An 18,405-nucleotide genomic window follows, 5' to 3' on the forward strand; every position below is an offset into this window, starting at 1 on the left:
CAATATTAAACCCGTAGGAACGGCTTCAGCCGTGAATCTCAAATGTTCGGCGTTAAAACGCCTCCTACAAACTGGCAAATTTTACTCTTTTCCAGGCTTTTTCAAAATCTTATCTTTAAAATCCAGTACCTTACCAATACCAGATCCTAGCTTCATGAGACTTTGTAGTTGCTCTGGACTTAAGCGTTGTAACTCTGCTGACCATTTAGTAACGGTTTCGAGTAGATCGTGGATTTCTTGCATTTGCTGTTGCGCAAAGCGTTCATCATCGGTGTGGGCTTGTTCGAGTAGGTTATCGCGAAGCAAGCTTAGAGTTGGATCAATTTCGCGCTTTTTGCGCTCTTCAAATACACGGTTTGCCATATCCCAAATACTGCCAGCTGGGCCATAGTATTCTTTACGGTCGCCCGGAATATGGTGCACTTTAATTAAGCGCCAAGACTGAAGCTCTTTTATGCCCATGCTTACGTTTCCGCGTGAGATACTTAACGTATCGGCAATTTCGTTGGCGGTCATCGGCTCTTTTGTAATGGTTAATAAACCACACATTTGGCCAATAGTGCGATTAAAGCCCCAACGGCTTCCCATTTCACCACAGTGCATTACAAAGGCTACGTTTTTTTCAGATAGGCTCATAATTTTCATTGTTCAAAAACTTCAGAAATTAAATGCTAGCACGCCATGGGTATAACTAAAAGAAATAGCCACTATTGATTGTATTGCGACTAAAGTTTGAGTTGTCACCAATGCAGGTATATCTAGCTGAATGTATTAATTTATTTTTATAACTCCAGTAAAAATGTATGGCTTGATGTGGATCAATAACAGTGACAATTAATCTGTTTATCGTATACGCTGAAACCCAATAATACCATGGAGGAACGTTATGAAAGCCGCAGTAAATAAAGAGTACAAAGGTAAATTAAGCATTGAAGATATCCCATGTCCAGACATTGGTGTCAACGATGTACTTGTCAAAATTGCCGCGTGTGGTGTGTGCCACACTGATTTACATGCATGTCATGGGGATTGGCCTGTAAAACCTAAAATGCCATTGGTGCCTGGTCACGAAGGGGTCGGGACTATCGAAAAAGTGGGTGACAATATTAAACATTTAGCCGTGGGTGACCGTGTTGGGGTGCCTTGGCTTTACAGTGCCTGTGGCCACTGTGAGTTTTGCTTAGAAGGCAAAGAAACCTTATGTCTTGAGCAGCACAACACAGGTTATTCGGTAGATGGTGGTTACGCCGAGTACTGTGTAGCTCATGGCGATTATGTGGTTAAAATTCCTGAAGGATTAGGTTTTTCAGAAGCAGCACCTTTGTTTTGTGCAGGGGTCACAACCTATAAAGCACTCAAAGTAACAGGTGCTAAAGCCGGTGACTGGGTGGCCATTGTTGGTGTGGGCGGTTTAGGTCATTTAGCCGTGCAATATGCAAAAGCAATGGGCTTTAATGTGATTGCAGTTGATACGGGTGAAAGCAAACTGAATCTTGCCAAAGAACTCGGTGCAGACATTACCATTGATTTTATGAAGCAAGTACCAAGCGAGACTATCTTTGAGCAAGTCGGTGGTGCGCATGGAGTAGTGTGCACTGCGGTATCAAAACCAGGTTTTGAGCAAGCTTATAAAAGTGTGCGCCGTGGCGGTAAATGCGTGCTTGTAGGCTTACCCCCGGAAGACATGCCATTGCCTATTTTTGATACGGTACTGAACGGTGTGTCGGTAGTTGGCTCAATAGTGGGCACGCGTAAAGATTTACAAGAGTGTCTCGACTTTGCCGCAAAAGGCAAAGTTAAAGCCATTATTGAAGAAAAACGCCTTGAAGATATCAATGAGATTTTTGACGACATGCTAAAAGGCGATATTACGGGTCGTATCGTGATGACGTTTTAATAACGAGTGAGCGGTTATTAAACAAGCGCGACGACGTTGGGTCGCGCTTGTTTAGTTTTACCGGTAACTACTTATAACGTATAGCTAAACGTTAATTTAGCATTGCGCTCTTCACCTGGCATACCGCCTAAGAACATTGCTTTTGAGTAATACGTTTTGTTAAACAAATTGTTTAAGTTTAACTGTAGTTTCCACTCATCTGTTTGGTATTGAATTGCGGCGTCGTAAACTGTGTAGCTAGGTACGTAACCATCTGGAATACCAAACGAGGTTGAATGTGTACTGCGGTCATCAACATATTGAATCCCCGCACTTATCGTTAGTGGCTGAGCTAAATTAAACCACTGAGCATCGTAGCTTAACCAACTACTTGCCGTGACATAAGGTACCCCTTTTTGACGCGAATCAAAGCTTGATGAATTTGGGTTTTGTTTATCACGGGCATCCTGATAGACACCATTGATGTTAAGTTGCCATTGCTCATTTAAATCCGCATTTAAATCAAGCTCAACACCTTTTGTTTGCTCTTCACCATCATAAAAGCTCTTTGGTATAGAAGCATCAGACACGCCGGCTTCATAATCTGGGTTTGCATACTCTAGGTTGGTACGGGCACTGTCAAAAATGACCAATGATGCCAATAGTTGATCATCAAAGGCCTTTACACGCATGCCAATATCGTTACTGATAGACTCGGCATCATCACGGTCAGCTTCGTTACCCGTTACACTACCTAACACGCTATACGCTGTGCGGCCTTTCGAGTGATTTACAAAGAACGAAATATCGTCGTTTAGTTTATATGTCGCACCTAGGTTGTAGGTCATACCGCTGTCTGAAGTATCTGCTTCTGGTGTTGGCTCTGCGGCGCTTGCTCGGTAACGAGGGTCAACGCCAAAATGCTGATAACTTTGTTTAATGCGATTAAACGCGACACCCACACGCGTGGTAAAGGAGTCATGAATATAGGCAACATGCTGAATACCGACTCCCCACGCTTGCACTTCTTTGTTGTAGTCGCTGGTCTTTAGAGGATCGTAATCAGCAAAACTTCCCGCGCCCCAATTTGGTGTTCGAATATCAAAAATATACGGGAGTTGGCCTTGGTAAATAACCTCGCCTTGTTTATTTTTAATGACCTGATCGGCATCATAAATAGAGTATTGTTTAAAACGAATATCACGGTCTTCGTAGTTGGCGTTTACCAGTAGCTCGTTATCGATACCCGCAAAACTAAAGTCATAACGAAGATCTGCAAAGTATTGCCATGATTTTTCGTCTGCTTGCACTTGGCGATACTCTTGGCGACGCGCAGCAAAGGGATAAAGCACGTCATCAACAACTAACGGGGCGCGAGGGTCGGCATTGATCACACCATTACGATTCCAATACACATAGTTATACGCTCCAGTTTGACGCGCAAAACTTGATTCATAATTTCGGTATTGTAATTGCTGATTTAAAAATAAATTATCAGTAATAAAGTAGTTATGCGTTAACTTAAAACGCAGTTCTTCGCCTTCGTTATCATTGGCCATCGGCGAAATAATGCCATTATGACCAAAGGTATACGGTGTTAGGCCATCATTTGCTGCGAGTGAATCTGCTAATTGCTGGCGTTGCTGATCTGTTAGTTGCAGTCCTTTTGCCGTTGCATCGTTAACTAAATCAGCAGCGGTGACTTCGCCAGCCGTTTTACCATTCACAGAGTCACTGTTAAAAATACGAATAGGGTGGCCAATCGAGTCGACAGCAATGGCGTCTTTGATATAAGCACCTGAAAGCATTATGTCTTGTTTGTCGCTAAGCACATATTTCAACGCCGCATAAATTTCGTCACGGTCATCTTTTAAATCGCGATAGCCGTCACTGCGCGCTGTTTTTGCATTCACTCGGTACGCTAAATTATCCGTTAAAGCAGCTGTGCTATCAAAGCCCAACGCATAGCTGTCCCACTGGCCAAGTTCGGCACTAACGGTGTGTTTTTCAGTGAATTGTGGTTTCTTTTCAATAAGGTTGATAACACCACCGGCACTGCCCATTCCATACAAGCCTGTGGCAGGGCCTTTAAGTACTTCAACCGATTCTACGTTAGTCATTGAGCGGGTAGGGTTAAAGGTGTTACCAAGGCCAGCACCACCGTACATGCCATCGTAGGTGTAGTTTGCGCCTAAACCACGGATCACTAAGTTATCACCAATGCCATAATTATTACCCGCCTGCGTTACACCGCTGATGTTACGTACCAAATCTTGTAAATTTGTGGCGCCTTGTGAATTTATAAGCGCTTGATCAACCACCACCACGGGGGCTGGTGTTTCCATTAAGGTCATGTTTGATTTTGTCGCAAGACCAGACTCAAGCACCACGCGATTTTGTTTGTCGTAGACGGTAATCCGTTCAACATCGTTTAAATCATTAGCGTTAACTGAAAAAGCGCTGATACAAGCAAGGGTTAAAACAGAGTATTTGTAAGTTGTCATTATAGAAAAGAAGTTAAAAATTTTCGGTAATGATAATGCGAGTGGTTTTCATTTCAAGTGTTATTTATCTAAAATGGGTAAATAATCAGTTTAGGTATAATCTAATAACATTTTATAAATGGTTGGTTAACTTTTTACTGGTAACAAGGAGAGGTGCTGGTTTCAATAAAATGAAACCAGCAAATTGGTGATTACTTATAAACAATGCCGTCTTTCATAACAAATTGCACGTTTTCAAGTACGGCAATGTTTTCAAGAGGATTTCCTTTTACGGCAATAATATCGGCTAAAAAGCCATTTTTAATTTGGCCAAGTTTATCATCAACTTTCAGTAGCTTAGCACTATTAATGGTTGCTGATTGCAGTGCTTGCAATGGTGTCATACCAAATTCAACCATACGTGAAAATTGCTTCGCGTTATCGCCATGTGGGTAAATTGCAGCGTCGGTGCCGAACACCATGTTCACACCCGCTTTAACGGCGCGACTAAAGCTCTCACGTTGTTTTTTAGATACTTGACGCTCTTTATTTAGGTTTTCTTCATCAACACCGTTTTGCTCGCCAAAGGTCAGCGTGTATTCGGTATTATAAATATCCATTGAGAACCACGTACCGTGTTTTTTTGCAAGCTTAATTGCTTCGTCATCCACAAAGCTTACGTGTTCTACACTATCAACACCCGCTACAATGGCAGCTTTAATACCACTGGTGCCGTGAGCATGGGCAGCTACGGTTAAACCGCGCAAATGAGCTTCATCAACAATTGCATTCATTTCATCTTGCGTATATTGCTGAATACCCACTTTAGTACCTTTAGAGAAAACACCACCTGTGGCACAAAATTTAATGGCATTCGCACCGTATTTAATGTTTTCACGTACCTTAGCTCGGGCAGACCAAGGACCATCTGCAACACCTTCTGCGGTGTATTTCATTTCAGGTGGTAAACGGTTGTTATCACAATGGCCGCCAGTAACCCCGAGTGATGGGCCCGCAGCCCAAATACGTGGACCGACAATATCACCTTCGTTAATACCGTCGCGCACCGCAATAACGCTATACCCTTCTGCGCCTAAGTTACGTAATGAAGTAAAACCAGCATACAGTGTTTTTTCGGCAAAATGGGCGGCTTTAATCGCTTTGCGCGGCACTGATTGACCAATTCGTGCACTACGAGGCACTGTAGGGTCGCTGGTCAAATGTACATGCATGTCCATTAAACCAGGCACAAGTGTGAGTTCTAATAATTGAATATGCTTATCGCCATCTTTTAAGCTAGGCTGTGTATTCGTCTGTATAGCCGTTATCTGACCATTTTCTATACTGATTAGTGGTGATTTAATCAATTTTCCTGAATTTACATCGACCATGGCTTTTGCCGATACGTAGGTTGTGGCGTAGGTATTTACAGAGGCTAAGCAGGCAAGACCTAAGCTAATCGCGAGAACAGTTTTTTTCATTTTTATTCAATATTGGTAAGTCGAAGTTTCACTTTACCAATCACGTTAGTGTGTGTAAATAAAGTGCGATAAGTTGCAGCGATACTTGCTAAACAGGGCGCTAAACCCGCATAATTTACGGGTACTTAATTTAAGGGCAGGGAAAGAATGAAAAACATAAAATTAGCACTACTTAGTTCAGCAGTGATGCTCGCATTAATGGGTTGTAATGAGTCAACGCCAAAAAGCGAAACAACACCTACAACAGCAGCACAACCATCTGTAAAAACAGAATCAGCCAGCGCACAGCTGGATACATTACTGACCAATTATTTTGAAGACGGTTTACAATTCAACCCGATTGGTGGCACTTATATTGGCCGAAACGAGTTTAACGACGATTTTATTGCTCCGATCAATGAAGCCAATCGCAATGAGCAGCTTAACTTCATTAAAGAATATAAAAACAAACTGGCAAATATTGATAAGGCACAATTAACAGGCCAGTCTTTACTAAGCTATGAAATACTCGCTCGAGACTTGGATTTGGCTATTGAAGGGTCACAATTCCCAAGTCACTTAATGCCCATAAATCAAATGGGCGGCGCGCATAACACTTTTGCCGCGTTAGGGTCTGGGCAAAGCGCACAGCCTTTTAATACCGTTGAAGACTATAAAGCATTTGAAAAACGTGCAGATGGCTTTATCGCTTGGTTAGAGAGCGTTGAGCAATCAATGCGCCAAGGCATGAAAGACAAAGTGGTACTTCCTAAACCGCTTGCTGAAAAACTATTACCACAATTTCAAACTCATATCGTAGAAAAACCAGAAGAGTCATTATTCTGGGGGCCGATTGCTCAGTTACCTGAGTCATTCAGCGACGAACAAAAAGCAGAGCTGACAAGTGCATACACCGCGATGATCAGTGAGCGTTTAGTGCCTGCGTATCAAAAAATGGCTGACTTTTTAGCCAACGAATACATACCAAATGCCCGCGAAAGTATTGGTTACAGTGAGCTGCCAAATGGTAAAGCATGGTATGAGTATCAAATTAAACAGCATACAACGCTGAGCCTAAACGCCGATGAAATTCATGACATTGGCTTAAGCGAAGTATCGCGTATTTTATCTGAAATGAAAAAAGTAAAAGAAACCGTTGGTTTTGAAGGGGATTTAAAAGCGTTTTTTGAACACCTTCGAACCTCTGATGAGTTTTACTACGACACCCCAGAAGCGCTGATTGCGGCTTATGAAGAAGTGAAAGAAAAAATTGACGCAAAGCTGCCGCAAATGTTTGATATTGCGCCGAAAGCGCCTTACGTTGTAAAAGCCGTTGAAGATTTCCGCGCAGAATCTGCTGCGGGGGCATCGTATCAATCACCTGCACCAGATGGCTCACGTCCGGGTATTTTTTACATCAATACGTTTAACTTAAAAGCACAGCCTAAGTTTTTACTTGAAACCTTATCAATTCATGAAGCGGCACCAGGACATCATTTCCAAATTGCGCTGCAACAAGAAATTGAAGGCTTACCGCTGTTTCGTAAATTTGGTGGGTACACCGTATTTGCTGAGGGCTGGGCACTTTATGCAGAAAGCCTAGGTAAAGAGTTAGGTTTATTTACCGACCCTTACATGTGGTATGGCCGTTTATCTGACGAACAACTGCGAGCAATGCGCTTAGTACTCGACACGGGTTTCCACGCAAAAGGCTGGACTCGTCAGCAAGGTATTGATTACATGCTTGCGAATTCGTCGATGGCTGAAAGTGATATTATCGCTGAGGTTGAGCGCTATATCGCATGGCCAGGCCAAGCACTGTCTTACAAGTTAGGTCAGTTTAAAATTCAAGAACTACGCGATTATTGTAAGAAAGAACTGGGTGAGAAGTTCGATATTAAAGCGTTCCACACGCAAATTCTGATCGATGGTGCATTACCTATGCCGATTCTTGAAGAGAAAATTAAGCGTTGGGTTAGCGAGCAAAAGTAATAGCTCTAGCACTCTAAACTTTGCGCGCATGCTGGCTTTAAGCTAGAATGCGCGCTGTTAGGGGCTTTGAGTAATACCATGTTAGAAGATAAATTTTGGCTTAAGCGCTCGCTTGAGCAAATGTCACGAGAAGAATGGGAAGCCATTTGTGACGGCTGTGGTAAATGTTGTTTAAACACATTTATTGACAGCGAAGACGAAGATGAATTCGCCGCAACAGATCAACTTCGCGAAGGTGAAGAGCTTATTTTCACGAATATCGTATGCCAATACCTTGATAACGATAGCTGTGGCTGTAGTGAGTATGCTAATCGTCAAACTCTCGTGCCTTCATGTGTAAAGCTCACCAAAGAAAACCTAAAAGATATCTTCTTTATGCCACAAAGTTGCAGCTACCGTCGTTTGCATGAAGGCCGTGGTCTTGCGTCTTGGCACCCACTGCTCCATGGTGGTAGCAAAGAAATGATGCACCAATTAGGTATTTCGGTGCGTGATAAAACGATAAAAGACTGTCATGTTGACCTCGACGACTTTGATTTATATGTTGCTGAATGGCCAACCATGGACATCGATTAATGACTACGCTAAAAGCATCGATTGGCCTTATAAACCCCAAAAGCCCAACCAACGTTGGCGGTGTATTACGCGCCGCAGGATGTTACGACGCCCAGCAGGTTTTTTTTACCGGCAGCCGTTATCTGCGTGCGAATAAGTACCACACTGATACCAAAAATGTGCTTGAGCATATCCCACTGACGCAAGTTGAAAGCCTTGAGCAAGCGAAGCCAGAAGGCGCAACAACGGTAGTGATAGAGCTTGTAGAAGGCGCCACGCCATTACCCGAATTTAAGCACCCAGAAAATGCGTTTTATGTGTTTGGCCCCGAAGATGGTTCGGTCAGTAAAGACGTGCTGACATGGTGTGATGAAGTGGTTTATGTGCCTACCATTGGCTGCATGAATTTAGCTGCTACGTGTAATGTTGTGCTGTATGACAGGTTAGCCAAACTGGGTGGCATTGAAAGCTCAGACACGACTATTTTTAGCAGCCGCGATACTAATAACTCTTTAAAATGGCAGCAACAAAAAGAGCGCTAATGCGCTCTTCTCATTTATCAGTTTAAGCGATTACTTTTTAGTAATTTGTACGTTACTTTCAAGTCCTATGCCGTTGTCAGTAATGTCTGTGGCAAAATAGACACCTACGGGTTGGTCACGCAGGGCTTCAAGTTCAGCCATTTCTTCATTGGTTAACTGACCTGTTGCAGCAATCGTATCAAGTAACGGTAAAAGGATTTTTTGGATATCAAACGCCATATTCACAAACCCATTTTTTGTGACACTTTGCGCGTCTAATTCGTTTGCAATACGTGCAGATTGATCACCCGTAAAAATCACGATGTGATTACCTTTCATCGCCATTTTAATGTCAAAATTAAGCGGGACTGGCGAAGGAATATAATCATTAATGACTACAGCATCACCATTGGCCGGCAGTTTTATATTTGCAAGTGGTGGAACAAACCCCTGCGCAATTGAATATAAACCGTGTGCATCAGTGGCTGATAAAGTCACTAGAGCATCGAAGCTTTCAACTTGTGGGCCTTGAGTGTCATCAAGCGTAAATTTGGCATCTTGTACGCTTAAACTCATTCCTTGAACGCCATTTGCAAAACCCGAGACCATAGCAAGCCCTGCAGTGCTGACATCACGCATTTCATTTTGTAGAGCGACAATCGGGCCACAGTTAAATTCGGCTGACTTCAATGCGCCAGTCAATGTATTGGCGAGTGGCAGTACTTTTGCAACATCAATCCCGTAAGCAACACTGAGCATTTGACCATCAAGCTGTGTGGTGTGTTTTGGCACAAAGCCACGCACGGCCTGCAGAGTATTTAGTAAGTCTTGGTCGGTACTTTGTAATACGGCTTTAACATCGAAATCGGCATAATCAGCTGTAATACGTGATTTTGTGGTACCCGATACGGTTGCGGGCCATTTTTGAGCAATGTAAGCGATATCTGCTTGACACTCGGGTGTTGAAATTGCGTCTAATGCATTGGCTTGTTGGGCTTTGTTGAGTAGTTCTGTGAGCATTTGGTGCAAACGCGAGTCTTCTTTACCCGTAATTGCATTGGCAATATGTTGGTGATCAACATAGCCAACTGAGTTGCCATCAAGTGAAAAAGTGCTAATTAACTCAGGCAGTTTTTTAGTATCAGCGAGTGACTTAGCTGGTTTTTCTATTCCAAGGGCAATGCGTAAGTCTTGATTGTTCGAAAGAGGGGTTGCTAGAGTTAATGTCGCCCAGTTGTTATGCGTTGACGCAATCAGGTCGATATTATCTAAGCCTTCAAGGCTAATGTTAAACCGTGTGTAGCCTACACCATCAAGTGTTTCGCTTGTGTAAGCAATACCTGCTTCGTCGGCAGATTGCTTAATGCTATTAATAATACTGCTTTGGTCAGCGACTTCAAAACGAACAATTGGCATCAAACCTTGCGCATACATCATTCCTTTATAGTCATCGCCAAACCCCCACATTGATTTAAACGCATCATAAGAGCTTAAAGACTGTTGATACTTTTCCATTAACGAAGCAAGAAACACAGCGTTTGGATCGCTGGTTTGTTTTAGCTCAGCAATAATAGGGGTGAAGTCGTTGGTGCCTTTCATTGCATCAGGCATAAGTGCAAAGTATTTGCTATACGGGAATGGCTTTAATTGCCCGTAAAACACGGCAGTGTCTGCTGGCACATAGGCAAGCTCAGGTAAATCTACATCAACACTGGCTTTATTTTGTGAATACAACACCGCACCTGCAACAATTGCAACAGCACCTACAGCAAGAAGCTTATTATTCATAGCTTGAATTCCTTTTTCTTTAATTAGTTAAAAAACATACCATGATTACAAACCCTTCACCATATTTGCTTAATCAACAATGATAAGATTTTTGTAACAGGGTAATTCAACGCAAATCGCTGTATTACCTATAAAGCTATGCGATAAATGAAATAATAAAAATAATGAATGGAGAAGGTGTTTTGCAGGGTATTAATTTAATTAAATCAACAGCTGCTGCTGTTATAAGTGCAATTTTAGTGGGGTGCAGTACAAACCCATTACCCCTAGACCCTGTTATTGGTGACACAGGACAAGCGCTATCAGAGATTGCTATTAAGACTGATGTTACACATTACGATTTAGCACTTGAAGTCATACCAAATAAGAAACGATTAAAGGGGCTATCAAAAACCGACTTTACAATTTTAGCACCCACTCGGTTTGTCGAACTTAAACTGGATAGCCGATTTACTATTACCGCGATTACCTCACAAGATAAGCCACTTAACTTTAAACGCAATCAAGGTGTGATCACCATTGATTTAGGTGAACAAAAAGCGCCAGGGAGTGTCGCTACGGTGTCCGTTGCTTATGAAGGGCAACCACATATTGCTAAAAATGCACCATGGGATGGGGGTTTTGTTTTTTCACAAACCGAATCGGGTGAGCCATGGATTGCAACGGCAGTGCAAGGGGAAGGGTGTGACTTGTTCTGGCCTTGCAAAGATCATTTTGCAGACAAAGCCGATAATATGCGTATTCGTTTAACTGTGCCAAATGGTTTAAGTGCAGTGAGTAATGGTGTACTGCAAACTATCACGCAACTGAGTGATAATAAGCAACAATTCGATTGGTTATTATCGGTGCCAGCAAGTGATTACAATATTGCGATTAATATTGGGCCCTATACGCGTATTCAAACAGAGTATACCAGTGTTAATGGCGCGACGGTGCCTATTGAGTTTTGGTCTCTCACACAAAATGAGCAAAAAGCACGCGAGCTTATCGACAATGATTTACGCCAGCAGGTGACGTTTTTTGAGCAAATGCTCGGACCCTATCCTTGGGGCGGTGAAAAGTTAGGCTTTGTTGAAACGCCACACTTAGGCATGGAGCATCAAACAGTCAACGCGTATGGTAAAAAATACAAACGTGATCCAAATGGTTATGATTGGTTACTGCAACATGAATTGGCTCATGAATGGTTTGGCAACTTAATGACCCATGAAAAGCTCAATGATGCATGGCTTCATGAGGGATTTGGTTTTTATATGCAACCCAGTTACAGCTTATATAAATTTGGTGACGCAGCCTACAATCACAGTATGTATAAAGCGTATTTAGGTCTTAAAAACTGTGCGCCAGTTGTGCTTGAAGGTCAAATTACATCTGACCAAGCGTTTAACTCTGATATTTATGGTAAGGGTGGCTGGACACTGCATACTCTTCGCTGGCTTATCGGTGAAGACGTATTTTGGCAAGCAACACGAGAGCTGCTTTACGGTGTGAATAACACCGCATCGTTAACCTACCCAATTGCGCCTCGTTATCGCAACACCGACGAGTTTATTAGCATTGTTAATCGTTTAACAGGTAAAGACTATCAATGGTTTTTTGATGTGTATCTAAAGCAGGCTGAATTACCTGAGCTTGAAGTAACACAAACACCCCATAGCATTACGTTAAGTTGGAATACAGCCTCGTTAAAAGGGAATAAGTTTCCGATGCCGATCCCTGTGGAAATTAATGGAGAGTCGAACACCTATTACCCTAAAGAGGGTCGTATAAATATTGCTATTCAGCAAGGAGACCATGTTGTTATTGATCCGCAAATGAAAGTGCTTAGATATTTACCGATTATAGACAAATGCTCGAATGAAGAGTTAAAGTTGTAACGAAGAAAATGAACACGGCATGTGTGATTGCCGTGTTCACTGTTAATTTAGGCTAAGTCTGCTGCACTTGGCAATGACGCAAATGCGCCATAGCGACTCACTGCAAAAGCGCCCGCTTTGGCGGCGTAAGCAATGGTCTGTTCTATATTCGCTTGTGTTTGGCAAAACTCTTTAAAACGTTGCTTATTTTCACAGTGCTGGCCAATCTTTGACAGCATACCACCAATAAAGGCATCGCCTGCGGCAGTGGTATCAACAACGTTTGTGGCTGGTGGGCTTACTTGGCCTTTAAAATCAGCGTGATAAACGTTAATTGCTTCACCGCCATTGGTAACGAGCAAACAGGTTACACCTGCCTTTAAAATGGTATCAATGGTATGTTCAAGTGGCATTGCCTGATGACTTTTTTGATTTAGAAACTCAAGTTCTTCAAATGAAAGTTTTACGATATCTGACAAAGAGATAACATGCCACATTCTATCTAGCGTATGGCGCATGCTTGGCCACAGGTTTTCGCGCAGATTCATGTCAAAACTACAAATTGCACCGGCTTTTTTCGCCTGAGTAAGGCCGTAAATTGTTGTTTGATAGATGTTGTGCTCAGTAAGGCTGTTACTACATACATGCATAATGGCATGTTCAGCAAACATCGAACTGTTAAAGTCATCTACCCGATAAAGTAAATCGGCCGCGGGTGGGCGATAAAAGCTAAATGAACGTTCGCCGCTTTCATCTAGTGAAACAAAGGCGAGTGCTGTTTTAGCGGCATCGGTAAATTGGCAATAATCGGTGTTAACGCCATGCTGTGCCAGCTCATCTTTTATAAAGTGTCCAAACATATCATCGCCAAGCATGCCACAAAAACTGGTTTTTAATCCTAGCTTTGCTGCTGCAACAGCCACGTTAGCAGGCGCACCACCTGCATATTTGGTAAATGATTCAGGCTGTTTGCCGTCAGACAAAAAGTCAATTAGCGCTTCGCCAAAACACACTAAGCTCATTATGTATTCCTCAATGTTATTACTTTTAATACTTCGTAGCAGGCACCCATTGTGTGGTAATCGGTTTTTCCCGCAGGTGATTTTTCGTCACTGTATGCCTGATTGTTTGCTGATAAAATTCTAAACCATGCCCCATACTGATGATCTACCATATGTTGCCAACTGTATTGCCAAATTTTCTCATACCAAAGCCAATATGTATCATCGTGTGTAGCATCAGCGAGTAGGGCGGCAGCGGCCAATGATTCGGCCTGAACCCAAAAGTATTTATCGCTGTCGCAAATTTGTTTATCGGGTGAAAAACCATAAAAAATACCGCCATGCTCGTTATCCCATGCAATAGCCAATGTGTCATCAAATAACGTTTTAGCCCGCTCAACTAGCCAAGGTAATTCAACATGGCGATTTAAAATCAGTAACAGTTTAGCCCATTCAGTTTGATGGCCTGGTTGAAAGCCCCACGGTCTAAATAAATGGCGAGGGTCATCTTTATTGTAATCAAAGTCGAGCTGCCAATCTTGATGGTAATGCTCCCACACAAACTGCTGACTTTTTGCCGCCAACTTTAGTGTGAATGTCTGTGCTAACAGCAGCGCGCGGTCTAAATAGTGGTGCTGATTAGTGGCTTCAAAACACATCAAAAGCGCTTCGCATAGGTGCATATTGGCATTTTGACCGCGGTAAGTGTCGGCTTGACTAAAATCGGCAGTGTATTCGTCTAAATAGGCATTATTTTTGGCATCAAAATAATGGGTTTCAAGTAAATTCCATACTTGCGAAATGGTATTTTCACACTCGCTGATGCCAGCTTTTAATGCGACTGCATTTGCAAGCAATACAAACGCAAGGCCATAGCAATGATTCGTGTCATCTAAAATGGTGACCTTGCCTTCGTTGGTTTGTTTTAACAGCCACGCATACCCCCCAGATTTTTGCTTATGCACACGCTCAAGGTGGGCTAAGCCATGGTGTGTTAGTCTGAGGTATTCAGGCTCTTTAAAATGCAAATAGGCCATTGCATAATTAAAAACAAAGCGAGTACTGGACACCAAATGACGGGTTTCTTTGTCATAAATCTGACCGTCATCTTTAAAAAATTGATAGAAGCCACCGCAACCATTTGCTGAATTATCAACACAATGCGGATGATAAAAAGCGAGCGTGTCTTTTATGTGCTGCTTTAAGAAATCAGGGCTTTTAAAATCGACAGTATGCATGCTGCCTCCGGTGGTTTTCTTGATTAAAGCAACTATAGCAGGAAATAAATATTTTGGAACGTTCCTATTAAATCTTTGTGCTATTTTTACTTCAATGTGTAGAATCAAGCGTAACTTGTTAACGGAGTGAAAACCACGTGAGTGAAATTAATACAAACCAATCGTTTGTCGCTGAGGGGTCGCAGCAAAATAAAAACTACCTGCTTCCCTTAACGGCAATGACGACCCTGTTCTTTTTATGGGGTTTTATTACAGTTTTAAATGATGTGTTGATCCCGCGCTTAAAAGGCGTCTTTGATTTAACCTATACCGAAGCAATGCTGGTACAGTTTTGCTTTTTTGGCGCCTACTTTATAGTGTCGTTACCAGCCGGTATGTTGGTGAAAAAATTGGGTTATAAGAACGGGGTTCTAACCGGTTTAATCGTTGCGTCAATTGGCTGTATGTTGTTTTACCCTGCTGTTGTAGTGCATGAGTATTGGCTATTTTTGGGTGCGCTTTTTGTACTAGCTGCAGGCATTACAGTGTTACAAGTATCAGCAAATCCTTATGTTGTCGCATTGGGACCTGAGAAAACAGCATCATCTCGCTTAAACCTTGCGCAAGCGCTCAATTCATTAGGCACAACGGTTGGCCCTTATGTTGGCGGGATCTTATTTTTTGGTACCGCGGGCTCATTGGCGGCAAACGCTGCAACGGCTGAGTCTGTTAAGGTTCCATATTTAATGCTAGCAGCAGCGCTGTTAACGATTGCTGTGGTATTTGCGTTCTTTAAATTACCTGTCATTGCCGAGCACACAGAAGAGCAAGACTGCAAAGCAAAAAATCATAGCCTAAAAGAAGCCCCTCATTTAATTATGGGAGTCGTGGGAATTTTTTGTTACGTGGGTGCAGAGGTTTCAATTGGTAGTTTCTTAGTTAATTACTTTGGTGAAGCACATATTGCGGGGCTTGAAGAGCATGCAGCCGCAAGTTTAATTGCGTACTACTGGGGTGGTGCGATGGTGGGCCGCTTTATCGGTTCTGCGGCATTGCAAAAAATAGCCCCTTCTAAAGCGCTGTTCTTTAACGCCATGATGGTTATTGTATTGTTACTTGTGACAATTTTCACAGAAGGTAATGTGGCACTGTACTCTGTGTTGGCGATTGGTTTATTTAACTCAATTATGTTCCCAACCATATTTTCAGTTGCCATTGAAAGCCTAGGTTCATTAACGAGTAAAGGCTCTGGTTGGTTATGTTTAGCTATTGTTGGTGGAGCGCTTGTGCCTTTAGTGCAAGGTGTTGTTGCCGATACCGTTAGTATTCAACAAAGCTTCTTCGTTCCAGTGATTTGCTATGCGTTTATTGCCTGGTATGGCTTGAATGTTGTGCGTCTTGCCGACACGTGGAAAAAACGAATAGGTTAAAGCGGCCTCTTTTTAATGAAAACCCTGCGTTTAAGACGCGGGGTTTTTTTATGCCTGATTACCTTAGCCGCATGACTTTATGAATACGTATTCAGTGATACGTGAACACTCACAGCGTAGGAACGTTCCAATAAAAGTGCTGAACTGTGCTGTTGCAATTTGATGTTTGGTTTTCATTATGAGTACACAGAAAGTAATCGATTTTCGTGAAGAAGTGGTTTTAAAAAGCGACGTTTTTATGGTTTTAAGCTAAATTTATAAGACAAAGTGATTTTATTTTGTTAAAAATAAACGGCTAACAACGAAAATAACAACAAATAGGGTTGCCATGCAAAGCACGCTTAAATTTACCACCAAAGTCACCGTAGCTGCGTCATTAGTATTAGTGATAGTGCTGGGTTTATTCACAATTAATAATTTTATCTCAATGCGAAGCCAAACGCAGGAGCAGCTATCTTTAGTTCTGCAAGAGATCTCTCAATCGGTGTCACAAAATATTGCTAACTGGCTTAATGCCAAACTAGCCATCGTGTCTTCTGTGGCTGATACCTACCAATTAGGTGACAGCAAAGCGTTGACCTTAACCCAGCTTAGTACGGCAGACAAAGCGGGCAATTTTAAAAATACGTACATTGGTATTTCAGATGGAACGTTTGTACTTAATGACCAATCGGTTGTATTACCGCCAGACTACGACGCAACAACACGCCCTTGGTATAAGCTTGTTGAAAACAAAACGAATACGGCTTTCACCGCGCCATATATTGATGTAACCACAAACGAATTAACTATTTCGGCTGTCGCGCCAATGCAATCAAATGGTGTATTTAGTGGTGTTGCTGGCGCTGATATCGATATGAAAACCATCACTAAAATCGTTAACGAAATTGACTTTTTAGGGTTTGGTTATGGCTTTTTACTGGATAGTGAAGGACGTATTTTAAGTCATCCCGACACGAAATATAATGATAAAAATATGCGTGACCTGTTTGGCAAAAATCTGTCTTTACAGTCAGAGTTTGTTGAAGTGCAAGTTGCGGGCTCAGATAAGCTAGTCTCGTTTACTAAAATAAAAGGCATAAAGAATGTTGATTGGTATTTAGGTGTGGTGATCAACGAAGAGATAGCGTATTCGTCAGTGGCGTCATTTAGAAACATGGCCGCTGTTTACATGCTTATTGGGATTGTTGCGATTGTACTGATGATGCAATTTTTATTGCGTTATTTAATGCGCCCAATGCAGCGCTTAAGCGATGCAATTAAAGACATTGCTCAAGGCGAGGGCGATTTAACACGTCGTCTTGAAATCGAGAATAATGATGAATTTGGTGAATTGAGTCATTACTTCAATGCCTTTATAGAAAAAATTCATAGCTCAATTGAACAAGTAAAAAGTACCACGGTTGAGCTGGAGCGATTAGTTGAAAGCTTAGTAAATCAAACTCAAGGCACACTCGCTATGTACGCTGATCAAACAAAGCGTACAGATAATGTGGCTACGGCAATTAATGAGTTAACTTCAAGTGCAGTCGAGATATCAAACAGTGCTAGTAATGCCTCTAAATTAGCGACAAGTGCAAATAGCCAGTCGCTGCAAAGTCAGTCTGCACTCGCGGACAACTTAAATGCAATTAATGCACTGTCACGTAATATGGAGCAAGCACAAAAAACCATTAACAGCTTAGATGCCCACACGGTCAGTATCGGCCAAGTACTCGAAGTGATTAAAGGGGTAAGCGAGCAAACAAATCTACTTGCTTTAAATGCCGCAATAGAGGCTGCCCGAGCCGGTGAAGCGGGTCGAGGGTTTGCTGTTGTCGCAGACGAAGTACGTCAGCTTGCTCATCGTACACAACAATCAACACAAGAGATCGAAGACACCATAACGCAGTTACAACAGGGCTCGGCGTCAGCAGTTGAAGTAATGACTGCCAGTATTAAAGACAGCTCGAAAAGCGTTGAACAAGCGCATATTGCGGGTGACAAAATGGCCGAGGTTACACAGGCAATCGAGTCAATAGATGAAGTAAATCACAGTGTTGCAAACGCAACAACCGAGCAAAATCATGTTATTCAAAGCTTAGATAGTGATATTCATTCAATAAGTGAGTTGTCTAACCAAGGGCAAAGTAACTTAAACAATACCCTCAATGAGTGCACTAAACTTAAAGCGCAGTTTTATGAACTTGAAAAGCTCGTTCTGAAGTTTAAAGTATAAAGGTATTC

The 18,405-nt window shown here is 42.2% G+C and carries 13 protein-coding genes; 7 read left to right on the top strand and 6 right to left on the bottom strand.

Going from position 1 to position 18,405, the window contains the following annotated elements; translation table 11 throughout:
* Window positions 1-81: 81 nt before the first annotated feature.
* Entirely contained in the window at window positions 82-636 is a 555-nt protein-coding gene (locus ACSSVW_RS01595) for a GbsR/MarR family transcriptional regulator (RefSeq protein WP_118845272.1), read from the bottom strand.
* Window positions 637-886: 250 nt separating this feature from the next.
* On the opposite strand from ACSSVW_RS01595, the gene adhP reads away from it, so the two are divergent.
* Window positions 887-1,897 (top strand): alcohol dehydrogenase AdhP, encoded by a 1,011-nt coding sequence (gene adhP, locus ACSSVW_RS01600; RefSeq protein ID WP_036971919.1) that lies wholly within the window; start codon window positions 887-889, stop codon window positions 1,895-1,897.
* A 71-nt stretch (window positions 1,898-1,968) separates the two neighbouring features.
* On the opposite strand, the gene ACSSVW_RS01605 is transcribed toward adhP, so the two are convergent.
* Both ACSSVW_RS01605 and ACSSVW_RS01610 read right to left on the bottom strand, forming a co-directional pair.
* The gene (locus ACSSVW_RS01605) at window positions 1,969-4,380 is read right to left on the bottom strand and encodes a TonB-dependent receptor (protein ID WP_421420382.1); all 2,412 of its coding nucleotides are present in this window, start codon (window positions 4,378-4,380) and stop codon (window positions 1,969-1,971) included.
* A 191-nt stretch (window positions 4,381-4,571) separates the two neighbouring features.
* On the bottom strand, window positions 4,572-5,840 hold the full coding sequence (locus tag ACSSVW_RS01610) for a Xaa-Pro dipeptidase (RefSeq protein ID WP_454178694.1): 1,269 nt from the start codon (window positions 5,838-5,840) through the stop codon (window positions 4,572-4,574).
* A gap of 147 nt (window positions 5,841-5,987) precedes the next feature.
* On the opposite strand from ACSSVW_RS01610, the gene ACSSVW_RS01615 reads away from it, so the two are divergent.
* From ACSSVW_RS01615 to ACSSVW_RS01625, 3 genes are all read left to right on the top strand, one after another.
* The gene (locus ACSSVW_RS01615; protein ID WP_421420386.1) at window positions 5,988-7,811 is read left to right on the top strand and encodes a DUF885 domain-containing protein; all 1,824 of its coding nucleotides are present in this window, start codon (window positions 5,988-5,990) and stop codon (window positions 7,809-7,811) included.
* Between the two features lie 78 nt (window positions 7,812-7,889).
* Complete coding sequence (locus ACSSVW_RS01620) at window positions 7,890-8,387, top strand: YcgN family cysteine cluster protein (protein ID WP_065979069.1); 498 nt, start codon at window positions 7,890-7,892, stop codon at window positions 8,385-8,387.
* Window positions 8,387-8,908, top strand: a complete 522-nt coding sequence (locus ACSSVW_RS01625) for an RNA methyltransferase (protein ID WP_036971908.1) — start codon at window positions 8,387-8,389, stop codon at window positions 8,906-8,908. The genes ACSSVW_RS01620 and ACSSVW_RS01625 overlap by 1 nt, the downstream gene beginning before the upstream one ends.
* Window positions 8,909-8,938: 30 nt before the next feature.
* On the opposite strand, the gene ACSSVW_RS01630 is transcribed toward ACSSVW_RS01625, so the two are convergent.
* On the bottom strand, window positions 8,939-10,675 hold the full coding sequence (locus ACSSVW_RS01630; protein WP_454178695.1) for a hypothetical protein: 1,737 nt from the start codon (window positions 10,673-10,675) through the stop codon (window positions 8,939-8,941).
* A gap of 182 nt (window positions 10,676-10,857) precedes the next feature.
* Between ACSSVW_RS01630 and ACSSVW_RS01635 the strand changes: the two genes are divergently transcribed.
* On the top strand, window positions 10,858-12,552 hold the full coding sequence (locus ACSSVW_RS01635) for a M1 family metallopeptidase (protein ID WP_454178696.1): 1,695 nt from the start codon (window positions 10,858-10,860) through the stop codon (window positions 12,550-12,552).
* A gap of 47 nt (window positions 12,553-12,599) precedes the next feature.
* Here the strand turns inward: ACSSVW_RS01635 and ACSSVW_RS01640 are convergent, their stop codons facing one another.
* Both ACSSVW_RS01640 and ACSSVW_RS01645 read right to left on the bottom strand, forming a co-directional pair.
* Entirely contained in the window at window positions 12,600-13,553 is a 954-nt protein-coding gene (locus ACSSVW_RS01640) for a carbohydrate kinase family protein (RefSeq protein ID WP_065979072.1), read from the bottom strand.
* Window positions 13,553-14,770: an AGE family epimerase/isomerase gene (locus ACSSVW_RS01645; RefSeq protein WP_454178697.1), complete on the bottom strand. Its 1,218-nt coding sequence runs from the start codon at window positions 14,768-14,770 to the stop codon at window positions 13,553-13,555. The genes ACSSVW_RS01640 and ACSSVW_RS01645 overlap by 1 nt, the downstream gene beginning before the upstream one ends.
* Window positions 14,771-14,907: 137 nt before the next feature.
* On the opposite strand from ACSSVW_RS01645, the gene ACSSVW_RS01650 reads away from it, so the two are divergent.
* Together ACSSVW_RS01650 and ACSSVW_RS01655 are read left to right on the top strand one after the other, a co-directional pair.
* A complete protein-coding gene (locus tag ACSSVW_RS01650; RefSeq protein WP_065979074.1) occupies window positions 14,908-16,179 on the top strand; it encodes a sugar MFS transporter in 1,272 nt (423 codons plus the stop codon).
* A 328-nt stretch (window positions 16,180-16,507) separates the two neighbouring features.
* Window positions 16,508-18,397 carry a methyl-accepting chemotaxis protein gene (locus ACSSVW_RS01655; protein WP_454178698.1) on the top strand — a complete coding sequence of 630 codons (1,890 nt, stop codon included), beginning with the start codon at window positions 16,508-16,510 and terminating at the stop codon, window positions 18,395-18,397.
* Window positions 18,398-18,405 lie beyond the last annotated feature (8 nt).

It is taken from the genome of Pseudoalteromonas sp. MBR-15, from assembly GCF_053628915.1.